The sequence below is a fragment of the Labilibacter marinus genome, from assembly GCF_001659685.2.
Lineage (GTDB): Bacteria > Bacteroidota > Bacteroidia > Bacteroidales > Marinilabiliaceae > Saccharicrinis > Saccharicrinis marinus.
Window position 1 is genome coordinate 30,669 of the sequence record NZ_LXYE02000035.1, and the last position, 22,365, is coordinate 53,033.

Here is a 22,365-nt window from a genome sequence, read left to right on the forward strand (position 1 = left end):
GGGATAGTTAAATATTTGATTTATTATTTTATCAATTTACTATGAACAAGTGCTCCTATGTGGTAATTATCAGCCACCTTTACAACATCAAATGCCTGAATAGCTTTATTCCGGTTCTCTAATCCTAGGTGTCCTAAACCCATTAGGTAATGACAGTAGTTTTCATGTCGTTTCTGCAAGTCCTCTTCAAAAATGAGCAAATCAGGTAAGGATACTGCAAAATAATCCATCTTAAAGGGTATAAACAATTGCTTTTCACCAAACTTTAAGAGCTTATTAAAACGACTACGAGCTTCTTCTTCCCTATTTAACTTTTGCAATGCCAAGCCCTGATAGAATATTTTATCTGGTTGCTGATCATTGTAATACATTGCAGGTGCAGGCTCCGATAAACCTACCGATGCTTTTTGCCAAAAATGAATGGCCTTTTGCTCGTCTTCAATGCCTTTGTATGCACAACCTAACCAATAGTGAATATCATTTTCCTGCGTTCCAAATAATTTACCTTCACCTAAATTATGTGGATATGTTTCACAAGCTTCTAAATGTTGAATTGCCAACTTAAATTCTTTTTTCAAGATGCATTTTTTAGCTATCTCGGTATGACTATACAGAAACTGGCCAATTACTTTTCCTTCGCCACCTTCCCATGGATGAAACTGACGTTGCATTAATAATTCTAAGGCTCGTTCTTCCTCTCCTTGGAGGTTTAAAAGCGTGATTCGTTCTAAATACAAATCATCACGGGCATCTACTTCCCTAGAATGATTATTTAGAAGTGCCAGACGTTCCTGTGCCGAAATATTTAGCTTTTTATAGAGTTGATCCAGTTCCATAAGCACTCTAGCGTCTGATTCATCAAGCGAAAAAGCTTTCTCCAAAGACTGTTTGGCTGCATCAGAATTCTGTTCCTTATTGTAGTACGCAAGTGCTAAATTTCTATGAACCGTTGGTAAGGAATCATCTAATTTACGTGATGTTTCCCAACATTGTACAGCTTCTTTATATTGGCGAGCCCCGTACCAAAAGTTTCCCATGTAATAAAATGCTTTGGCATCTTTAGAGTTAATATTGGTAGCTGTTTGCAAAACCACTAACTCCTCTAAACGGTGAGGAAAGCAATAGTTTGATGACTGTTGCATGGCAATTTCAAAAGATTTTTTTGCTGATTCTGCATCATTATCCATTAGAAGATAATACCCTCTAAAATACCATGCCATTGGATAAGCAGATACTTTTTCTTCAAGATGTAAAGCTAAAAATTCTATAGCCTCCTGATAGAAACCAGCATCGGCATAATCGAGTGAAAAATCGATGTAATTATGTACATTATCTCGCATTAAGTCTTTTAATTGCGTAAGCACAACATCCTCTTTTGCAAGAGCATACTTCTCAAAAAGCACAGCAAAATTAAACTGATCCATTTCAAGACTTTCGTTAATCAGTTGCATGGCTTTTTTATACTGCGCTGTTTTATTGAGCAATACAATTTTTAGATGACGTACCTTTTGATTAAGCCAATTGCGGTGTAATGAACGGTCGCACATTTCTAATGCGCGAACATAATCACCTCGTTTAGCATCTAACTGTGCACACTGAAAAAATCCACTATCCTGCCAAGCTCCATTCCATGTAGACTTAAAGAAATTATCATATGCCTCTTCATCTTTTCCTTGAAATTTTAAACAAAGCCCTAAATTAAACAAAGGCTCTCCATCATAAGGGTTTGGATTGCGTTCTGTTAAGGTTTCAATGGCTTTTGAGAAATAAGTTTCAGCTTTTGAAAATTGTCCACGTTTCATGAGCCATAGCCCCATAGCATTATTGTTACGCACATCGCTAGGTTCACGTTTTAATGCCTCAAAGTAATATTCTGTGGGCTTGTAGGTGGCATGGCGATATTGCTCTAAATGTAAGCCTCGTAAATATAATTGCTCTACTGAGTTAATTTCTTCAGGAGATTTTGCAGCTTTTGCTGGATCAGGGATCGGCTTTATAGTTTCCTTCTCTGATTGCCATTCTACCAATACTTTGGCTGCACTACTTTTTACGCAAATGCTGGTATCTTCAATATCAATACTACCCTCTATAATTTTACTAAAGCTCATTTCTGGCGAAAGATCCGCAGTGCAATCTACCAAGATTTCACCCTTAGAATTAAGGGTAATTTGAGCATTGGTATATTCGGCAGTAGCAAAAACCTTAAGCACCATTTTGCCTTCCTCCTCCTCAATATTTACCATCGCATCTTTCGAAGCATTTTTAACCACGCCTAAATCGCGGTAAGGCATAAAATATTGAGTAAAACTTTTTTCTTCGTATGGCTGTAACCATGTAAAATCAGGTTGATTGTCGGTATACACTCCACACATCAATTCAATATATGGTCCATCCTGATCCGTTAAGTTTCTATCCCAAGCTTGTCCAAAATCACTGTTTCCCCAGGTCCATTGCTTCTTACCTGGACTTTGATGATGATCTGCAACGTGCAATAAACCACCCATACTATCGTTTTCGAATCCCCCAACAAAATTGTATTTAGATTTGATAGCCATATACGATGTAGGAACCGGTATATTTTTATAACGCGAAATATCTACTCCAGAAGAATAATCGACCTTATAATATTCACCCGTTGCAATTGGAAAGCTAGATACATCGCGCTTTCCATGATCGAAAACCGCATTTACATCAGGCGGAAAAACCGACTGGTAATGATCGTTTACAGCCACCGCCGGATTAGCCCACCATAAAAAGCTTTGCGGGTGCGGAGTTCGATTATACAACTTCACTTTAATCTCTAAATAAGCCTTATCGGAGTGAAGGGTGAACCCTGCCATACCTCTAGTACGAAACATGCGTTCAACCTCGCTACACCACACAGTTATACTTCCATCCTCATTCTCTTCTATTAAAGAATCTACAGGATCGTATGTAGATGGACGATGGTGCTGTGGCCAATTGAATTCAATTCCTCCAGAAATCCACGGACCAGTTAAACCCACCAAAGCTGGCTTTATTACTTGGTTGTAATACACAAAATGGCGCTCTTTAATTTTATCATAGGCCATTTGCACCCTACCTCCTAACTCGGGCAACAGCATTATTTTTATGTATTTGTTTTCAATGTAAATTGCATTCCAAGTTTTATCTACTTTTTCGTCGCTGATTTTTTCAATTACAGGAAGCGGGTACACCGAACCACTGCTACCTTGATAAACACGATTTTCTAGGAAAATAGGATTTTTCTCTGGTTCTCCTACCTCATATGTTGGAATTACAACCTGCTCGCGCCAAGCTTTTACCTTATCCATATTTATATGTATTTTTTATTTCTATTTTTTTATTTTTTAGGCATAACTCCCCCATTTCAAATGCTAATACAATTGATTAAGTGGGCATTATGATTTTCTTCTTTTAAATTATCTTACTCTAACGGCAGACCTTGTAGGTTTAATTTTTGAGTTGCTTTTGTTTGATCAAATAAAGCTTCAATAATTTCATCTCCTACACTATGAGTTGGATTAAATTTCGCTGACATTATATATTGATTTAATGACATCCTAAACTGCTTTGCTACTGGGCGTTTATCTAAATTACTTTCAATATCCATGGAACAAACAAGTAGCTTCCCTTTTCTGACTTTAGCTTCTACAACTAAAGCTAATTTGCGGTTTGACTTCCACGAATCAATTGCCTGAATAATTGGGATGTACTCTTTTGGCCAAGGGTGAGATTCTTCAAATTGATCTAAAATCATTGGTTGGCACTGTGTAAGCAAATCCCACCATTGCCAATTGGCGTGAGTCTCAGTAGGAAAGCTTTCGAATAAAGGATGTTTATTATCCATCATTATACCACAAGCCGATGATTGTCCACCTTTTTCCCCAAAGCTAGTCCAGTAAAAAGTTGTAAAACATTGAGGAAGGTTCCCCTTTAAAGATCCAATCTTAGGCAATAAAAGCACGGTTTCGCCATTTTCCAGAGCATCCTTAGCTTTAGAATCCCATTCATGACACACATTTATCTTTGGAGAAAAGGGAGTAAGTTCTTTGTTCGATGGATACAACCAGAAGTCGTAATTATTATGAACTTTACCATTATGAGAACTAATTTTTATATTGTATTTAGCTGGAGCAGAAAACTGCTTGAGTGATATTACTAAATTTCCTATTGCAGTGTTACCATTTACACATGATTTCATGTTAAAGACTTCCTTTTTTAATATCTTCTGCTCGCTATTTGTGATGGTAACGATATACTCTGAAGGACTTAGATTTTTTCTCCCGTGATGAAATACTTCAAAACTCACCTTTAGATTTTCATCGTTTGTAAACACCCGTTTTGGCAAACGAGCCAACAAAACCGTACTATCGCAAAACTGTTTCATATCATTACCCGACACATATGGCTTATCATTATAAAAAGCATCTGTAAAACCAACTGGCGCTGTATTTTGTCCTGTAAAATCATTTAAGGCAAGCCACTGAAATCCTGCATATGAGTTTGTACGCAGCGATGCTTCAATTTCTTCTCGCGTTAGTAACACTTGCCACCTTCCAGAGTTTTCTACAAAATCTTGCAACTGATGCGTCATTCCACGCTCTTCCAATTGATCTGCCGCAATTTCTAGGTAAGTTGGACGAAGGTAACCTGTATATTTTTTCATTTCGTTAAACACATCGGGGTATGCACAAAACTGAGCCGTCTCGTGTGCTAAGAGTGCACGTTGTTTAAACTTTTTGTTGTAAAATTCAATTCCTTCGTTCCAGTCAACAGAAGTTTGTGGCGCTTTAGCGGTGAATTCTGAATGTTTAGGTATTGGAGGCCAAAAAGCTTGATAGCGGGTACGAATACGGTCTCTTTCATCATCCGTTCCCACATTGCTTAGCACCTCAAAATCCATCTCTTCGGGCATACCTGCATTCCACCCTGCACTTGCTTTTATAGTATAAAGTCGTCTATTATCTATACTCTTCCATTGGTTGAGAATATCTGTGCTATATTCAACAGATATACCAGATTCATTACCTAAACCCATTAATACGAACGATGCGTGGTTTCCGAACTCTTCCAATATCTTAGCTGATTCTTTTTTAAGATAAGCCAATTGCTCAGATTTAGCTACAGCGCTCCATTCGTGTACTTCAGGTGCTAAATACATTCCTAGCTCATCAGCCGCTTCAAATGCAGCCTTTGGCGGACACCAACTATGGTATCGCACATGGTTTAATCCGTACTGCTTGTGTATCTTAAATACACGTCGCCAAGCATCTACATCCATTGGTGCATAGCCTGTTTTTGGATATACAGCACAATCTACATTTCCTCTAAAATACCTCTTTACACCGTTTACATAAAAGGAGCCATTCTCTTGTTTGATTTCTCGCAAGCCAAAAGTCGTTTTTGCACTGTGCGAAAATGCACCATTTTTTATTGTAAGCTGCAACTTATAAAGGTTTGGTTCAAACTCATCCCAAAGCTTTGCATCATTTCCCAGCTCATATGTAAATTGTATGGTCTGCAAAGTATCTCCATTGAGCTTTGCATCAAAACTATGAGCGTTTGGAACATGCGTATTGTTATTATTATATCCAGTAGCATTGGCTTCTATTTTTAATATACCAAGATAATTACTCGCATTTGAAAGGTTAACCTTCACTAAAACCGATTTATTGTGTATGTTAGGATATGTAGTGATCTTTTTTATATAAACGTCATCTTTTGCTTCAATAAATATATCACCTACAATGCCATTCCATGATCCAGCCGTTTGATCGGATACACTATGCGGCATATTGCCAAGATTTACAATTTTTCCATTATCAATTCTTATTGACAACAAATGCCTTCCTGGCTTTAACTGGCTTAAATTATATATATGTGCGGCAGCTAAGGACGCATTTTTACCAAGATAAATCCCGTCTACCCATACTTGCGATTCCCAATGGCAACGTTCTAGATTTAAGAACAACTGTTTTCCTTCAAATGATGTTGGTATTTCAATTTCTTTTTGATACCATGCTGCACCGATATAATGATGGCGAGGCATTAAAAACTGAACCAACTTAAAACAAGTATCTGCTTGTGCATATTTTTTAAGTGATGGATGACGCAACTTTAAATCTAACAAACTCCACCATTGCGTTGATGGGCCAGGTTTCTCTCCATAACCATAAGCTTGTAAACATCCAGGTAACTGCAAAGTACTTTCCGCTTTATTTAAAAACCATTTGTTAGCAACTCCAATATTTTCAGCATCAAGACGTACACTCCATTCGCCAGATAAATCAATTTTCGTTGGATGATCTACTGCGCATGAAGCAAGAATAAAGCACACCGACACAATAATGCTCCTCTCCAATAAAGATTTTATTTTTTTATAATTCATTACCTTATTTTGTAAGTTGTTGTTCTAATTCTTCTAATGATTTACCTTTTGTTTCTGGTAGTTTTCGGTACACAAAAAGCCATCCCGCAAAACATATTCCTCCATACATCCAGAAAGTTCCCGAAGTACCAAGCGAACTGTTCAATAACGGGAAAGTATATGTTAGAATAAAACATGCTGTCCATAACGAGAAGGTAGAAATTGCCATAGCTGCACCCCGAATCTTGTTTGGAAATATTTCGGAAATAATTACCCAAGTAACAGGCGCTAAAGACATAGCATATATCGAAATTGCTAATAAAACAAAGAGCATAAGTATCCACCCAGATATTTGAAAATAATAAGCACCTCCAATAAGTATATAAATAAAAGATAGCCCTGCTGATCCAACTAGCATAAGTTTACGTCTTCCGAATTTATCAACAGTGTAAATGGCTATAAAGGTGAACACTAAATTAATTACTCCAGTAATAACAATATTAAAAAGCATATCAGACACAGAAAAACCTGCAGCTGTAAATACCTCTTCGGCATAATTGTAAATTACGTTAATCCCACACCATTGTTGAAAGATGGCCAAAACAACACCAAGCACTAATACTGGGCGAACCTTTCTATTTTTGAGCTGCGAGAAACTGAATTTTTCAGCTTTAGTTTGTAGGTTTTTTTGAATCTGAGCATATTCTTTTTGCGCATACGCTTTCCCTCCAACTTTTTCAAGGGTGAGTAGCACATCTGCCTTACTTCCAGACTGTGCTAACCAACGAGGGCTCTCAGGTACGAAAAACATTAATAAGAAAAATAAACCTGCAGGAATGGTTTCTGCCCAAAACATATAGCGCCACCCCATTTGTCCGTTCCAAGAGTTGAGTATATCTGCGTTGGTAAAACTGTCGGGAATTACTTCCGCTATTTGCCAATTAGCTATTTGAGCTAGTAAAATTCCAACAACAATGGTAAGTTGATTTAACGATACTAAACGCCCTCGTAAATGACTAGGAGCTAACTCGGCAATATACATTGGAGACAAGTTAGATGCTAGGCCGATACCAACCCCACCCAACAAGCGGTAAATTATAAAGGTGGAAAAAACACTAGTTGCACCTGTGCCAACTGCTGACAACGTGAATAGAAATGCCGAAAATATTAAAAGACGTTTTCTCCCATATTTATCACTAAGAAGTCCTGAGAGCATAGCTCCAAACAAACACCCTATTAAGGCACTGCTCATAGCCCAGCCTTGCAGAGCTTCTTGGTTAGCAATTCCGAAGAATTGTTCATAAAAAGGTTTTGCTCCTCCAATCACCACCCAGTCGTAACCAAACAGTAATCCACCAAGCGCACTAACTGCAGAAAGGGCGGTTATATATTTGATGTTAAAATTGTGTTTTTCCATACTAATATTTGTGATATAAAAGTAATGCTACTAAGGTTGAATTCAAATGGAGAATGTTTTTATTAAAATGGATTATTTTCTTATTTTTGAGACATGTCAAAAAGAATAGATTTTGAAGGTCAGAAAATGTTAGTATTTCCTCCAAAAATAAGAGAAATACTACAAACCAACATAATAACTAAAGATTTATATCTTACTGACATTGGATATTACCCTACAGCAAAAAATCACTTTCGCGCACGTAACAAAGGGTGCCAAGAGAATATTCTTATACTTTGCACCAATGGAAGAGGATGGATAGAACTAAATGGTTCTCATTATACACTTAAGGAAAATCAATATTTCATCATTCCCAAAAACACCATACATAAATATGCTTCGGAAAACCAAGAACCATGGACTATCTACTGGATTCACTTTGCAGGCACCGAAGATATTCGATTTAAGGAAATCTATGGGAAGGTACACAACTTAAGTGATTCACAATTTGCAAGACATGAAGATAGAATTCAAATGTTTGATGAACTTCTGATTGTTCTAGAAGAAGACACCTCGGTGGCTAGTGTAGAGTATGCTAGCATATTACTGACTCACCTTCTGGGAACGCTGAAATATGTATCTCAATTCAGAAAAATAAAGGAGGTAAATCAAAAGGATGAGATATATCGCTCTATTGATTTTATGAAAAATAACCTGAATAAAAAAATCGCTTTAAATGAGTTGGCAAAAATAAGCGGTCTTTCAGTATCACACTATTGCCTTCGCTTTAAGAAACAAACTTCGAAAGCCCCAATGGATTATTTGATTATGCTAAAAATTCAGCGAGCATGTCATTTACTCATCTTTAGCACACATAAGATAAAAGGTATAGCTGAAGAATTAGGCTATGATGATCCGTATTATTTCTCCAGACTATTTAGCAATTATATTGGAAAATCACCTCGACAGTACCGTAAGGAAGAAACAGGTGGTTAAGTAATTTTTTAATGGATATGTTCCATAGCTTTGAACTCACATGTGTAAAAGTATCGCCATTGTAGGTAAGCGCATCGTGTTTCGATGGCATACACACCGGCAGCAATCTCCGTTGCCGAGTGGTATTTGTCCGATTTCGTTGATTGATGGAGTATGCCAAATAACATTGTAGATACTAAAATAAGGTTACACCTGTACGGCAATCATTAATATAGCAAAACAGACAACTAATGACAGTTTAACCGATTTCATATTCATTTTATTAATCTTATTAATTAAAATTTATACGTATGTGTAACTCGGCTAATCAATAAAAACCACATATTCGAGTATTAGGCATTCCCTACAATCCTGAAATTATAACATCACTTTCTCGCTCTTTAGGCATTACGTTTAGTTTAGTGATTTCCCCATTTTTTAGCACCACTTCAACAGTTGTATTCTGAGGTGCATGTAACTTAAAATCAACATCCCATTCTTTAGGCCATGCAGGGAATAGCAAAATTTTATCTCCTGCGGTTTGCAAAAGCATCTCCTGAAGCCCAATCATTCCAGAACCGCCCCAATTATGGTCAGGCACCCAATCGTGGCCGGGCCCCCAAAAGGTTGGGAAACGACGTTTGCTACTTTTTAGTTTGGCAGTGTTAAAAGATTTTGCATCTTCGGTCATTCCCATACGGGCATAAAAAATACCATTCTGATGCCAGCTTACCACATTGCCTTTTGAGAAAGTCCCGTGTTTCCAAGTGTTTTTGAAAATTTCAATTGTGTCATTATCGGCTCCAAGTTCAAATAGATTAAAAGGAAACAGCGGATAAAACTGAGGGCATTCGCTGTTGCCATAGTGCGACCATGTTTTTGCGGGGTTAATAATTTTGTCGCCTTTAACTTCATCATAAGTTAATGGAGGAATGCGTGTTTGCAGCTTTTTGAAATACTGTTTTTCAGTTGCACTCACATATTTTTCGGGAAGTTGAAGCAAACTATTTACGCAGCTCATTAAACCAGAGCATGCATCAACGGGGTTGGTTGCACCTTTGTAACTCTCACAAGCGGTTGATGGGTATATGACCAATTTGCCATTTTCATCCAAGGTATTTCCAGAAGTGTTTTTGTAACGCATTTGGTAATGCTCATCATAAAAACGAATGGAGTTTTTGATGAAATCCATGTATTTAGAGATGTCATTTCCAGTAAAACGATGGTATTCTAAAATCATGAAAGAAAACTCTAACTGACTTTCGTAATGAAATTTTATGGAATTATTAACCATTGTACCATGTGGTGTATCTTTTCCCCTTCTTCTCCCTTTTGCGTTGGGTTCTGTCCAACCCCAGCCAGCTGCTATGGGTAAGCCAAAGTTTTCCATTTGCTCGGTAAAACAACATCCACCGTGCCCCCAATATTCTTTTACACGTGTTTTGGCAGATGGCAGGGCACGATGATAAAAATCGAATTGCGGTAGCATTCCTTCAAAATCGCCCGATTTTAACATAGGCCAGTAAACCAAACGTTGATTTTGTGCGGTAAAACTACCACCGCCCCACGAACGCCAATCGGGAGTACCACAAGGAGAAAAGAAATCTCCAGGTTTCCAGTTTTTGAATACGAGAATTGGGTCGAATGTAAAATTTCCGCCGTTAAACTTTGTAGGATAATCGCCGTAGTAATTACACCCTAATTGATATCTGAATAACTGATAATTGCGCGCAATTTCCCAGCCTTTTGGGTCTTTATCTTTATTTGCAGGGTTTATCCTTATCCTACTTTTATCCCAAAACTTTAACCACCATGCTTTGGTTTGTTTTTTAGCTACTTTATTTGAAACCGAATTGTTTACAGATGATAGCAGTTCGTTTTCCCATTGGTCTGCAGTATTTGTTTGGTTTATGTGGGTATATATTTTAATTGTGTGCTTTTTCTTAGGCTTTTTCGATTTAATGTGCCATGCCTTAAAGTCACCATTTGCGTAATTGCCACCAGACATTCCATTTGTAACATAACCGTCGCCGCACATAAATCCACCAAAAGTTCTACCCTTTTGTGTATTTACAATATCCTCTTCCACATTAGTTAAACCCTGCTGTTTTATCATGTAATCAAAAAGCAACTTGTCATCGGGGTTACGGTGGTAAAACATAACTCCATTTTTTTGGAAATCAACAACATCTTTGTGTCTGTAAATTGAATCGGGGTAACACATCCAGCTAAAACAGCCAAATGCAGGACCATAGTTTTGTTCGGTATTTAAGTGCTTGGTTTCCATTCTCCAATTCTCATAAGAAACTTGCGCATCTATTTTCATTGTGCTTTCAATATCGAGATGCACTATTGGGTTGAGTGCATCTACCCAAAGGGTCAGCAATACAGGTTCTTCGTTTACCTTTCCTCTAATTTCTACATGTCCTTCTTTTAGATTGAGTTCTTGCTCAAAAAAATCGGTTTGCTCAAAAGGATTGGGCGTCATTTTTAATCGGAACCTACCGAGTTTAAAATATTCATTATTTTCGCTAAAGCTTCCACTACGTTGTGCATAAAAAAGCACTTCTCCATTTTCAACCCATATATTACAGCCAATGCTATGTCCACCGAACGGCATAGATTCGGAGGAATTTTTGCTCGGCGTTTTCCACAAAATATTATAGTCATCTAACCAATGATTCTCATTAATTTCCAACTGCTTGTTACAAGAAACGAATAGGATTATGCTTATAGTTAGAAGAATTTTACCGGTCATTTTTGTTTGTTTTTATAGTTTAAATGGCATCAAGTATCAATAGTTTACTCTTGTTTAATTATAACTATTAATTGGATGAAGTAGAATAGCTGCAACCCATTATCCTCTTATTAAGTTAATTTTGTATTGGTTTAATCACACATTCTGGCGCCTTATTGCCTGTCCAAAGAATCGCTTCTTCTCCTTTTTTTAGCTTAAGCTCGAATACTCCTATTTCTATCTCCTTTGGTTTTATAGCGCTATTAGAATATACTTTTGTATCACTTTTAAAGCCTGGACGTATTTTGCAGGGAGCACCAGCTAAACTTTTAATTCGTACAAACTCTGTTGTTCCATATTTACGAGTAGCACTTACAAGAAAAGCACCTTCGCCTCTGTAATTATGGAATGTAAAATCTTTCCATTCATCGGGCATGGCAGGAAAAACACGTATTACATCTCCCCAACTTTGTAAGGCCATTTCTTGTACGGTAGTAACTCCACCCAACGATGCCTCAAGACAAATTGTATTCGGATGCCAAAGTCCGCTTGGGTGCAAATCTGGAATTAAATCGTTTATTTCCTTTAAAGCCCAATCTCCTCTTTCAAGAGCAGCTGCCATGGGACCAGCATGCGAAGTAACCATCGCGGGTAGCCTTTCGTCTAGGTTGCGAAAATGGTCAACGGACTTCTCCAGCAACTCACGCTTTTGTTCATCTTCGGTTGTAACTAAGCGTAGGGGATATATCATGAGCAAATGTGATGCATGACGGTGGTTTGAAGGACCAATTACTTTACCATCTTTTTTCCCGTAGGCATATCCATTTTTTTTACTAATTGGGTATTCTTCTAAACGGTTCAGAATATCTTGCCACTTTGGAGCTAAAGGGTCATTTGCTTCAAGTATTTTGTTTATTTCCAACAAGGTATGGCAGCTCCACTTAATTAAAGCCAAATCGAAATTTGAATCTTTATACACCCCTGTTTCTGGCGAATAGCCTTTGGGAAGGTGCAATACGCCCTTTTCATCAACCAGTAATTTGCTATAAAGGTTTAATGACCTACGAAGCAAGGGATATACCGTTTCTCTTAATATACTTTCATCCATTGAGTATCGGTACTGTAGCCAACAATTGCTTAGCACCCAAGGCAGGCATCCGTAAAGTTGAGAATAACGGGCATCCTGGTCCATTTCGCCAATCATATCTAATGCAGTTGTGATATGCAGAAATGCACAATCCTCACGCCATTCGGCCGGTTTTACATTGTTGATAAGTGTTTGTGTATTTTTATGTAAATACTCGACCAGGGGTTTACCTAAATCCAATCGGTTGGCGGTATAAACAGGCCATAATACAGCTTCAGTATTCCAATCGTTAGTTGCATAAGGCCATCCATTATTAAAATACCACAATCCTTGTGTAGAGGTGAAAACACGTCCAGAACGCGAGTTGCATCCCAACGTGTATATCATGTGCCAATAATAGTTTTCGATTGTTCGGTCAGGAATGCTTACAAAGCTTTGTTTGTAATATTTATGCCACCAGTTAGCATGCAACTCGTCTGATTGAGTCTTTTCTCTTTTGGCAAACTGTTGCACATTTTGTATTGCTTTTTCTGTTGCTTCTGCTTCAGGGTATGTATTTTCGATGGATACGATTAACCTTCTGGTATTATTGTATTTAATTTCTTTCCAAGCAGTAGCAAATTGCCCTCCTCCAAAAAGGTTTTGGGTAGCGGTATTAATGCCCTGTGAACGCTTAGTTTTGGGCCTTGGATTTTTAGGGGGAACTTTTACATTGGCAAATACATCCCCATACATTTGTATGAATTTAGCTTTTCGTTCTTCATTAGAGGGAGAGCCACCACGACCACTTTTTGCTTCTGCTGGTGTCCATTTCCATTCACAATTTCCCTCTTCACCTTTTCCTGTTATGTCCGTAACAATAATCATGTCATCGGCATGGACATAATGTCTGATTTCTACAGCACCTTTGTTAGTTGTTATGGTGCCTTTAAGTTCTGCATTCCATAAGTCTTGCGTCCAATCAATAGACTGGATGGTTCCTTTAAGCTCTAAATCAAAATCGCCAATTTCGAAACGGTTCCTGGAGTGCGCCGTCCAACCATACTCGTATGTTGGTAAATGGCCATGCACATCGGCTCTACTCACGTGCAGACGTAAACGTTTACTTTCTTGCGCTTTTGGATTATTAGCACGCTTTTGGGGTTTAACATAGAGCATTGAACCCAACATGGCATTTCCAAAGTACGGGGCATCTTTCCATCCTGATGGGATGTATTTTATTTCTCGCCTGTTCTTTTTCATAAACTCAGGCCAATCAACCTGAACATCTAACTTTGTTGTTTTAGGTAAGTTATTGCATGAGAATAGAAGTACTACAGAAACAATTAAGATGTTTTTAATAGTATGCATTACATGTATTCGTTTAAATAGCATCATTTCTGATTATGTTTTTTATATATTGCTTCATGCAATCCAAAAATAGATTAGCAAAACTGGCATGTTTTTATCGGCTCTTTCAAAATTGATTGTTTCACTACTGTAGTTCAAGTTTTTGTATTGCATACCCTTTATCAGACTTAAACTGCAAAATATATAGCCCTGATTGTAAGTCTGAAACTTGAACTGTATGTTTTTTTGACTTTTGCTCTTTTTGTTTACAAATTCTACCCTGAATATCAAACAGTTTATAAGTGCCAGCCTCTTTTGATTTTATGGTAAATTGATGTTTAGCCGGGTTTGGGAATACCTTTAAAGAATTATCAGCTTCAATTACATTTACATTTGTGTTTGACGCTACACTAATATAAATGCTTGTATCGGCTCTCAATCCGAGAGCGTTTTCAGCAACTGCTTTTAGCGTATAGTTTCCTGTTGGTAAATTTTGCAACAATGGTTCTTTTTCTCCCCATGAGAATGGAGGTAATATTTTTTGCCCAAGCAATGTTTCGTTTACATATAATTTTACGTTTGCAATACCAAAGTTACTAAATGCATCTATTGTTATATTTAAATCAGAACCTTGATAAAATTCTGAATTATGCAATGGTGTTTGGAAAGATACTGTAGGTTTTTGTGCTGCTGCAACAGAGACTTGCAGGCTTGTTTCGTTGGTAATTCCGGCAAAATCTTTAGCTATGGCTTTTAATGTGTAAACTCCTTCTTTCATGTTTTGCATGAGCAAATTGTCTTTTCCCCACTGAAATGGCGCGACTTCTTTTTGCCCTACTAATTCGTTGTTTAAGAATAGTTGTACATGCGCAATCCCTGTTTCGCTTTGTGCGCCAATTTTTACAAACAAATTAGAATCGGCCACTGCATAGCTGTTTTTTATGGGTGACATAAAATAAACCTTGGGTTTTGGCTTGTCCATATTGCTATTAAACAGGCTTATCCCAAAATGATATGTGCGCTTTAAAGTTGTGATGGCAGATTCTCCAGGTGTGGGTTCAGCATTAAGCAATACACTGCCAGAGGTGCTTCCTTCTTTTCCCCCTGTATACCATATTTCATCGGCTTCAGCTTCTTGGTCAAAAGAAATAACAGAACTTGAGCCTCCTCCTGTGCCATCGGCATTTGCATCAAGAAAGCCAATGGCTATGGTATCCCCATCGGCCAAAGCTAATTTTGTTGGAGATGCACTAAATTTGACGGAATTGCTACCAACAACATAGTCCGAGTTTGTGCGAGTAGTACCTATTGCTAGCACAGTAAAATCATTATCTCCATTTACTTTTACCACAAATGGTGTGATTGGATCGCTTTTGCGAAGTGCGTAAAAATTGAAATTATCCAGGGTAAAGTTTTGTTCGGCTCCTGTAGTATTAATGTAAGTATCGGTTTCGTTTATTACCATGTTGGAACTCCAACCATCGACGGTTTCGCCATTCGAAAAATCATTACCAACTTCGAAAGATGTTACCATACACTCTGCTGTTGTAACAGAAACAGATGAAGAAATATCGGATTGGTTTTCATCATTATCAAGTGCAATTACCGAAAAGCTGTAGTTTGTATTACAGGCCAAGTCGCTTATTTGGGCATAAGTACTCGTTACGGTTTGAAGGTAAACGCCGTCTTGTTTCACAATATATCCAGCCACACCATCTTTGTCTTTTGATGCACTCCAACGCAATACACATCCGTTTTTTGAAATATTTGAAACGTTGAGATTTTGTGGAGTTGTAGGGGTTTCTGGCAGCGCTTTGTATGGCGAAATTTTGTAAAACAATACGCCAAATTTTGGAATGGTAACCGTGTCGTTTACTGTGGTTCCATTAAGCATATCAGTAATTACAAAAGGAGCTATGTTTTTAGGTTTAATTACAAGCTCTACTGCCGATTTACCTAAATTTACAATGGATAAAACAGGATTGCCGTTTTCATCTTCAACACATTTCCAGGCACAGGTTTTCTTCCCTATATTACTTTTTTCACTTATTTTAACTGCTGGGCTATGTTCGCTCTGTTCGATTAATGCGAAGGTTTCATTATACATTTGGTCTAGCGAGCTTACTTTAATTAAGTTCCCGTCTCCTTTGGTTAAAGGAGTGATCGGCCTTCCATATTCATCTTTTAATAAACTTACATTATCGATAATAACCGTTCCACCATTATTTAAGTACGACTGAAGTGCATCAAGCTCACTTGGGGTGACAAATTCTGTTTTATGAACAAGTACCACATCCCAGCTGCTGTTGTCTTGCTTTTGTATAATATTTTTGGTCACAAAACCCACAGGAACCCCTTCGAAGTTACAACGTTCGTATACTTCATACACATCTTCCATGTGTTCGGCTTTATTGGTTGCCGATGTCTCGGAGTGAAAAATACGAATGGGTTTACGTTGCCTTTGCATAGCCATGATAACATCGGCATGGGTATTTAAATCCATGTGAACAGATGCAATTTCGTTGACAATACGTGGTTGGTGATTGTTTGAACCTGCGTAACCATTGCCAGGATTCGATTTAACCGAGCCGTCGGCCAAACGTGCCCAAAACCAAATTTGGTTGGCGCTTATACCTTGCGTTGCCGATGCCCAGAAACATGCCCTTGCATATTCTGGTTTTTGATATAAGTCTCTAGACCTTCCGCCTGATAAATAATGTGTTTCGGAATTGAAAGACAATTTTTCAGGACTCACTGATTTTAAGAAATCCATGCTCATAAAAATATCGCGCCATTCGAATCCATAATATTCTTGCCATTCGTGTTCTCCCCACATTGGAGCATCTTGTGCTCCTGCATCATGTCCAATAATGTCGCTCAACTCAGTTAATGCTTCTACATCAATCCCTTGACCACGATAACTACCTGCCCAATGGTTTGGTATAATTTTTAGATGCACTTTTCCATTAGGGTCATATTTCCTTACAATTCCTTTCAGGTTGGTATACCATTGTGTAACCCTAAAGCAATTAAATGTAATCCAATCGTACCATTTTGGAGTTCCAATTAAACTTCTGTCTATAGGAATCTCTATTGTAACATCGTCAAAACTGGCAAAACTGCTTCCCCATAAAGTGTTTAGTGCTTGGATGGAGGCATGTTTATCCTTAAGCCACAATTTAAACTTTTCTTTTGTATGTGAAGTTACTTCGCCACTTGCCCAATCCACTTTATCGCCCGTTTTTGTGGTGTAAAAGTGAGGCTCGTTACATAACATATAGCCTAATTCGCTATTTTTTTTACCAGCAGTAAGGGGCACAGTACTTTTTAGTAATAACTCATTTAGTTCTAAGGCACCGGTATTATCAATATCATAAACCGTATACCGTTCGATAGGAAGCCTAAAATCAGCTCCATATTCTTCCAAAGTCCAATCTAATACACCTTTATTTCCCAAAAAAACATACCCTATCGAATTGCTTTCCCTTTCGTTCAGGTTTTTCATCGTCCAATAGTTAATATCACCATCGGCATTTGTCACTTTACTTTGGTCCAAATACACCCCATCGAAATTACCATAATATTCGCTCAATTCGCTTGTGCTGGGTTTCCAAATATAATCTTCGATAAATACCGGCTTGCCATTATGGGTTAATTGGTCTCCTTCATGCTTTATGTTATTCCAATCCAGTTTTTGAATTGGTTTTCTTAAATAGTCTCCACTTTTTAATTTATGCAAAAAATCAATGGCATCATCGAGCATAATAATTATTTCATCCCTTTCGAATTTTGGCAATATTGTGGCCATCTCTTCTGCATTGTCTTTATAGCGAGAAACCATTTTAAAATGCCCTGTGTTTTCAGCGATATTTTCTTCATCCCATTCTGCATATTTTAAAAAAACTTCTGCTGTTCGGATGGTCATTTTTTCTTTGGTCGCATCTAAGCCCATGCCTTCTACCTCAACAATTAAACTGTTCAGGGTGTCTATCTTTTGTCGTGCTAATGTTTCTTCGGGCGAAACAGAAAAAGCTTGCTGTAAGCCTAGTACTAAACTAATTATAAGTAAATATATTTTTTGATGCATGTTTGTATTGTTTACGGTTCTGTCTACTTAATTATTGAAAATTTCGGATAACCTCCATTTTTCCAATCGCCATCGCACTCTTTCAACAGTATCGATTTTAACGCTTCCATTTTTTCGGGAAATCGCGCATTCAATACTTTCTCTTCCCTGTAATCATCTTTTAGATTATACAATTGAAAAACTTTTTTGCGGGTGTAATATCTTAGCTTCCAACCATCATTGGTAACAATGGCTGGTCCCATTACCGAAGCGAAAACGGTATATTTATGCTCCTCGCTTTTGTTGCCCAATAAGGTTTGGGCATACGATTTACTGTCTTTTCCTTTTACAATTTCACCGCCTGTGAGTTCAGCAATGGTGTTTAGCAAATCATAGTTGGCCACCAGTTGGTCCGACTGAGTTCCAGGTTTTATTTTTCCTTTCCAATACCAAATAAGAGGCACACGCACACCACCTTCCCAGTTGGAACGTTTAAGTCCGGCCATGCCATCGTTTCCATCAAAAACATCTCCGTTTATTTCGCTATAAAACTTCGTATGGATATCATCAAATTTACCTCCATCTAATGTGGCACGCCCATGTTCTGTTTTTCCTGCTTGACGGGTGTACACCTCATGCCCATTATCGCCCGTAAAAATGATAATGGTATTTTCTAAAATGCCCAGTTCTTTGCATTTTGCATAGATTTTACCCACATCTTCATCCAGAATTTTCACCATGGTTCCGTATTCTTTTTCAAATTCTGTAAGTGCTTTATTGTTCTTTAATTCAGGATGCACTTCAGGTACAGATATTGGGCCATGAGGCAACTGTGATGGAAGATGTATGAAAAATGGCTGACCTGTTTTTTGAGGATTGTTGTTTTCCATAAAAGCCAATAGTTTGTCCATAATTATTTTGTCGGAATAAACTGCTTTCCCCGTCATATCCCAGCGCTTTTTATATTCTTCGGGAGATTCGAACGAAGCCGTTTTTCCACAGTCAGCATGGGTGTTCCCTTCAATGGATACAACCTCTCCGTTTTCAAATAAAAAGGGTGGATAAAATCCATGGCAGCGCACATGGTCGTAGAAACCAAAATGGTAATCCCAACCATGACTTTTAACTCTTTCGGCCGTAGTTGCAAACCCCCATTCTAATTTGCCAAATTCGGCCGTTATGTAGCCTTGCCTTTTGGCCACATCGGCTAAAAATACTTCACCTTCGTTTTCGGGTGGAGCCAGTTTATGTATCTTCTCTTCAATTTGGTTATATGTTAAACTTTTTCCCAATTCTTTGTAAATACCAGCATCGGTAAGGCTCCATATTTGTTTGTGGCAATCGTGCATTCCGTTGAGCAAACTAGCACGGGCAGGTGCACAAAACATACATCCATACACATTTGAAAAGCGCATTCCTTCATTGGCCAGTTTATCAATATTTGGTGTTGTTAAATGCTTTTGGCCATAAGAGCTTAACATGCCACGCCCTAAATCATCGGCATAAATGAGGATAATATTGGGGTTTTGTTGTGTTGTTTTGCTTTTGGGATTACATGCGAGCAAAGCTGTAAACATGCAGTAGAGCAGTATTTTTAGTGGTTTCATATTTTTTATTTAGAATCAAAACACAGAAATCAAGGCACAGGGCACCGAAATTAATCATACCCTTGTGCACTAAAATTCCATATTCATTGAAGTTTCAATTTATAATAGTCATAAAATTTAAGGTGTATTTATGGCTTTATAATTTCTACAAAACCTACATCCAATACGCCACCTTTTTCGGGCGTATTGGCAATTATCGAAATGGTATGTTTTCCTGGTTTTAGTTCGCCAAGTCGCTCTTTTACTGGAATGAGACGATAATCTTCAAAACCTTCTTCAAGGGTTAGAATCGCTTTCTCATCTATGGCAATTGAAATTCTTCCGGCATTTTCTTTAGACAATGCGGCTGTTTGTTTTAAGTAGATATGAGGATTAATAATGGAAGAACCTGTAACTTCAAATGTTTTTGTAAGATATACCATTTTACCCGGCCAATTTCCACTCGATGTTTGCGTTTTGGTAGATAATGGCAGCTGTACTTCATCCCAAGTAGAACTTGAACTCCAAACATCTAATGAGGCATTAAAAGTTGCATTTATTTCTTCGCCTGGAATTCCTGAGCCTCGCTTCTTTTTGGTTTCCTCTTGTTCTTCCCTAAACAGCGCATTCCACTTATCGCTGTACTTTACCAGTTCTTTTACCCGTTTGTTAGTATGCATATCTTCTACAAAGGTCCAAGTAGCGCTTTCTTGATACGATTTGCCATCTTGATTTGAACTTACAACAATGTTATTGTTACCTGCTTTTAAGGGAATATTGTTCCACCTAAAAACACCGTTTTCTGCATTTTTAAGTGTTCCATAATCTACCCCGTCTACCGCTAATTTTACCGCATCTAAATTTGAGTATACGGTAACTTCCGCTTCATCATTCAGACGTATATCAAATTGTTTATAGGCTAAATGAAAAACAGGTTCTTTTTTCCAGTTGGCTTTATAAAAGTAATAGGCATCTTTTTTGTCGGTGTGGTTTTCTCCCACCAAAGCTTTGTCATGCAAGTAGGTAGCACTTCCCTGGTCGTAACCTGGAACAAGAAACTCTGTTAAAGTCCATATAAAGGTACCCCACAGCCATGGTCGTTTTTGTATTGCTTTCCAGTGCTCCTCGTGACTATAGTTATAAAAATCGACAGGGTGGAATTGGTCTTGATTATAAGGTGCTGCTTTTCGGTTTTCATCAAAATGATGAACAGTTCCGCCACCGCCATATTCTGTAATGCCGTATTTACGGTTGGGGAATTCTTTGCGCATGTTATCCAACCAGGTAAAGTCACCAGGGCTACCGGGGTATGCATTCCAATACCAACCCTGATAGCGATTCCAACCCGAAAGGTCGGCAACATCATTACGCTCACCGGCTTTCCAGCTTACCCCACAAGTAAGACGTGAAGGATCAATTTCTTTGGCAATGCCATTCAGTTCGTTTACTAAAGGGATACAACTAAAGCCCCTCTTAACGTCACTTGTAATTTCGTTAAACAAGCCCCAAATGGCCACAGAAGGATGATTGATTTGCTGATACACCATTTCATGAATTTGCTGCTTGCAATTATCTGTAAAAGCTTCTGTTTCATTAAACCAACCAATAAATGCTATTTCTGAAAAAGCTATAATACCGTGTTTATCGCATAAATCTAACCTGTATTTACTGTGCGGATAATGAGAGAAACGCATGGCATTCAATCCGATATCAAGCATAAGTTCCAAATCTTCATCAAAGTGCTCGGGGCGCATAGCCGAACCAACTCCCGGGTAATATTGATGCTGGGCAGCTCCATAAAGTGGATAAGCATTCCCATTTAAAAAGAAACCTTTATCCCTGTCTACATGTACATTTTTGAAGCCCGTAGTTTCTGTAATTTCATCGAGCAAATGGTTATTGTTGTACAGCTCTACTTTTACAGTATAAAGGGCCGGATTCTCCAAGCCATTCCATAGTTCAGGGTTTTCAACAGTAATGGGTATGTTTATGTGCCACTGTCCTTGCTCTTTACGTTTAACCTTAAAAGTTTCTTTGGCAACAAGCTTTTTGTTCTCATTATAAATCGCACAAACCACTTTTGATTTTCCACTTAAATTCTGGGAACTATTTAAAACGGTTTCGATTTCTAATTCTGCTTTTTCTTTAGTTATGTTCTTTGGTTTACAGTACACACCTGTTGTCGCATAATGTACAGGGCTGATACAAAATTTTTCTTTAACAATAAGTGAAACGGGGCGCGTGATGCCTCCGAACTTGATATATCCACCACTTAAAGGTGTAATTTCGGGGTTGTATTTATTGGATACACTTACCGAAATAAGATTTTCAGAACCATACTTTACCTTATCGGTAATTTCAAAGGCGAAAGCAGAGTAGCCTCCTTTATGATTCCCAATTCTCTCGCCATTTATATACACATTGGCATCGATGTACACCGCATCAAAATGTAAAAAGAGCCTTTTGCCTTTTAGTTTATTATCCACCATTAGACTTTTTCGGTACCAAGCTTGGCCGGTATAACTCACATCCACTTTTTGCTCGCGATAAACCTCTGCAGACCCAGATGGGTTATAGGTGTGTGGCAATTCAACTTCTTTCCATTCTTTTAAATCGACTGTTTTATCCAAAGCGTTTTCAGCTTCTCCTTTTTTAAAAAACCAATTGCTGTTTATGTTTTGTTGTGCCTTTATAGAAAGCCCCAAAACAAATAGCGCGATAAATATTCGTGTTTTCATGTTGTTTTTATTCCTTTGATTTGTCTGTTACTCGTAATTTTGTTGTTGATATTCGCATCAAACGTTGAAAGAATAACACCG

Annotated in this window: 9 protein-coding genes; 1 reads left to right on the forward strand and 8 read right to left on the reverse strand. The window is 37.9% G+C overall.

All coding sequences use genetic code 11. From position 1 onward, the window contains the following. Window positions 1-23: 23 nt before the first annotated feature. From A8L32_RS14585 to A8L32_RS14595, 3 genes are all read right to left on the reverse strand, one after another. Window positions 24-3,314 carry a DUF5107 domain-containing protein gene (locus tag A8L32_RS14585; RefSeq protein ID WP_075590828.1) on the reverse strand — a complete coding sequence of 1,097 codons (3,291 nt, stop codon included), beginning with the start codon at window positions 3,312-3,314 and terminating at the stop codon, window positions 24-26. Between the two features lie 113 nt (window positions 3,315-3,427). After that, window positions 3,428-6,391 carry a glycoside hydrolase family 2 gene (locus A8L32_RS14590; RefSeq protein ID WP_075590829.1) on the reverse strand — a complete coding sequence of 988 codons (2,964 nt, stop codon included), beginning with the start codon at window positions 6,389-6,391 and terminating at the stop codon, window positions 3,428-3,430. A gap of 4 nt (window positions 6,392-6,395) precedes the next feature. Next, complete coding sequence (locus A8L32_RS14595; RefSeq protein WP_075590830.1) at window positions 6,396-7,787, reverse strand: sugar porter family MFS transporter; 1,392 nt, start codon at window positions 7,785-7,787, stop codon at window positions 6,396-6,398. Window positions 7,788-7,880: 93 nt separating this feature from the next. On the opposite strand from A8L32_RS14595, the gene A8L32_RS14600 reads away from it, so the two are divergent. Further along, window positions 7,881-8,762, forward strand: coding sequence for an AraC family transcriptional regulator (locus tag A8L32_RS14600; protein ID WP_075590831.1), 882 nt, complete (start codon window positions 7,881-7,883; stop codon window positions 8,760-8,762). Window positions 8,763-9,105: 343 nt separating this feature from the next. Here A8L32_RS14600 and A8L32_RS14605 read toward each other — a convergent pair whose 3' ends face one another. The 5 genes from A8L32_RS14605 to A8L32_RS14625 all read right to left on the reverse strand — a co-directional run bounded on the left by A8L32_RS14605 (window position 9,106) and on the right by A8L32_RS14625 (window position 22,284). Next, window positions 9,106-11,499, reverse strand: a complete 2,394-nt coding sequence (locus A8L32_RS14605) for a DUF5703 domain-containing protein (protein WP_075590832.1) — start codon at window positions 11,497-11,499, stop codon at window positions 9,106-9,108. A gap of 115 nt (window positions 11,500-11,614) precedes the next feature. Continuing rightward, entirely contained in the window at window positions 11,615-13,915 is a 2,301-nt protein-coding gene (locus A8L32_RS14610; protein WP_075590833.1) for a glycosyl hydrolase family 95 catalytic domain-containing protein, read from the reverse strand. Between the two features lie 124 nt (window positions 13,916-14,039). After that, window positions 14,040-17,981, reverse strand: coding sequence for an Ig-like domain-containing protein (locus tag A8L32_RS14615; RefSeq protein WP_075590834.1), 3,942 nt, complete (start codon window positions 17,979-17,981; stop codon window positions 14,040-14,042). Window positions 17,982-18,004: 23 nt separating this feature from the next. After that, complete coding sequence (locus A8L32_RS14620; protein WP_143525121.1) at window positions 18,005-19,567, reverse strand: sulfatase-like hydrolase/transferase; 1,563 nt, start codon at window positions 19,565-19,567, stop codon at window positions 18,005-18,007. Between the two features lie 128 nt (window positions 19,568-19,695). Then, window positions 19,696-22,284 (reverse strand): glycoside hydrolase family 2 protein, encoded by a 2,589-nt coding sequence (locus A8L32_RS14625; protein WP_075590836.1) that lies wholly within the window; start codon window positions 22,282-22,284, stop codon window positions 19,696-19,698. Window positions 22,285-22,365 lie beyond the last annotated feature (81 nt).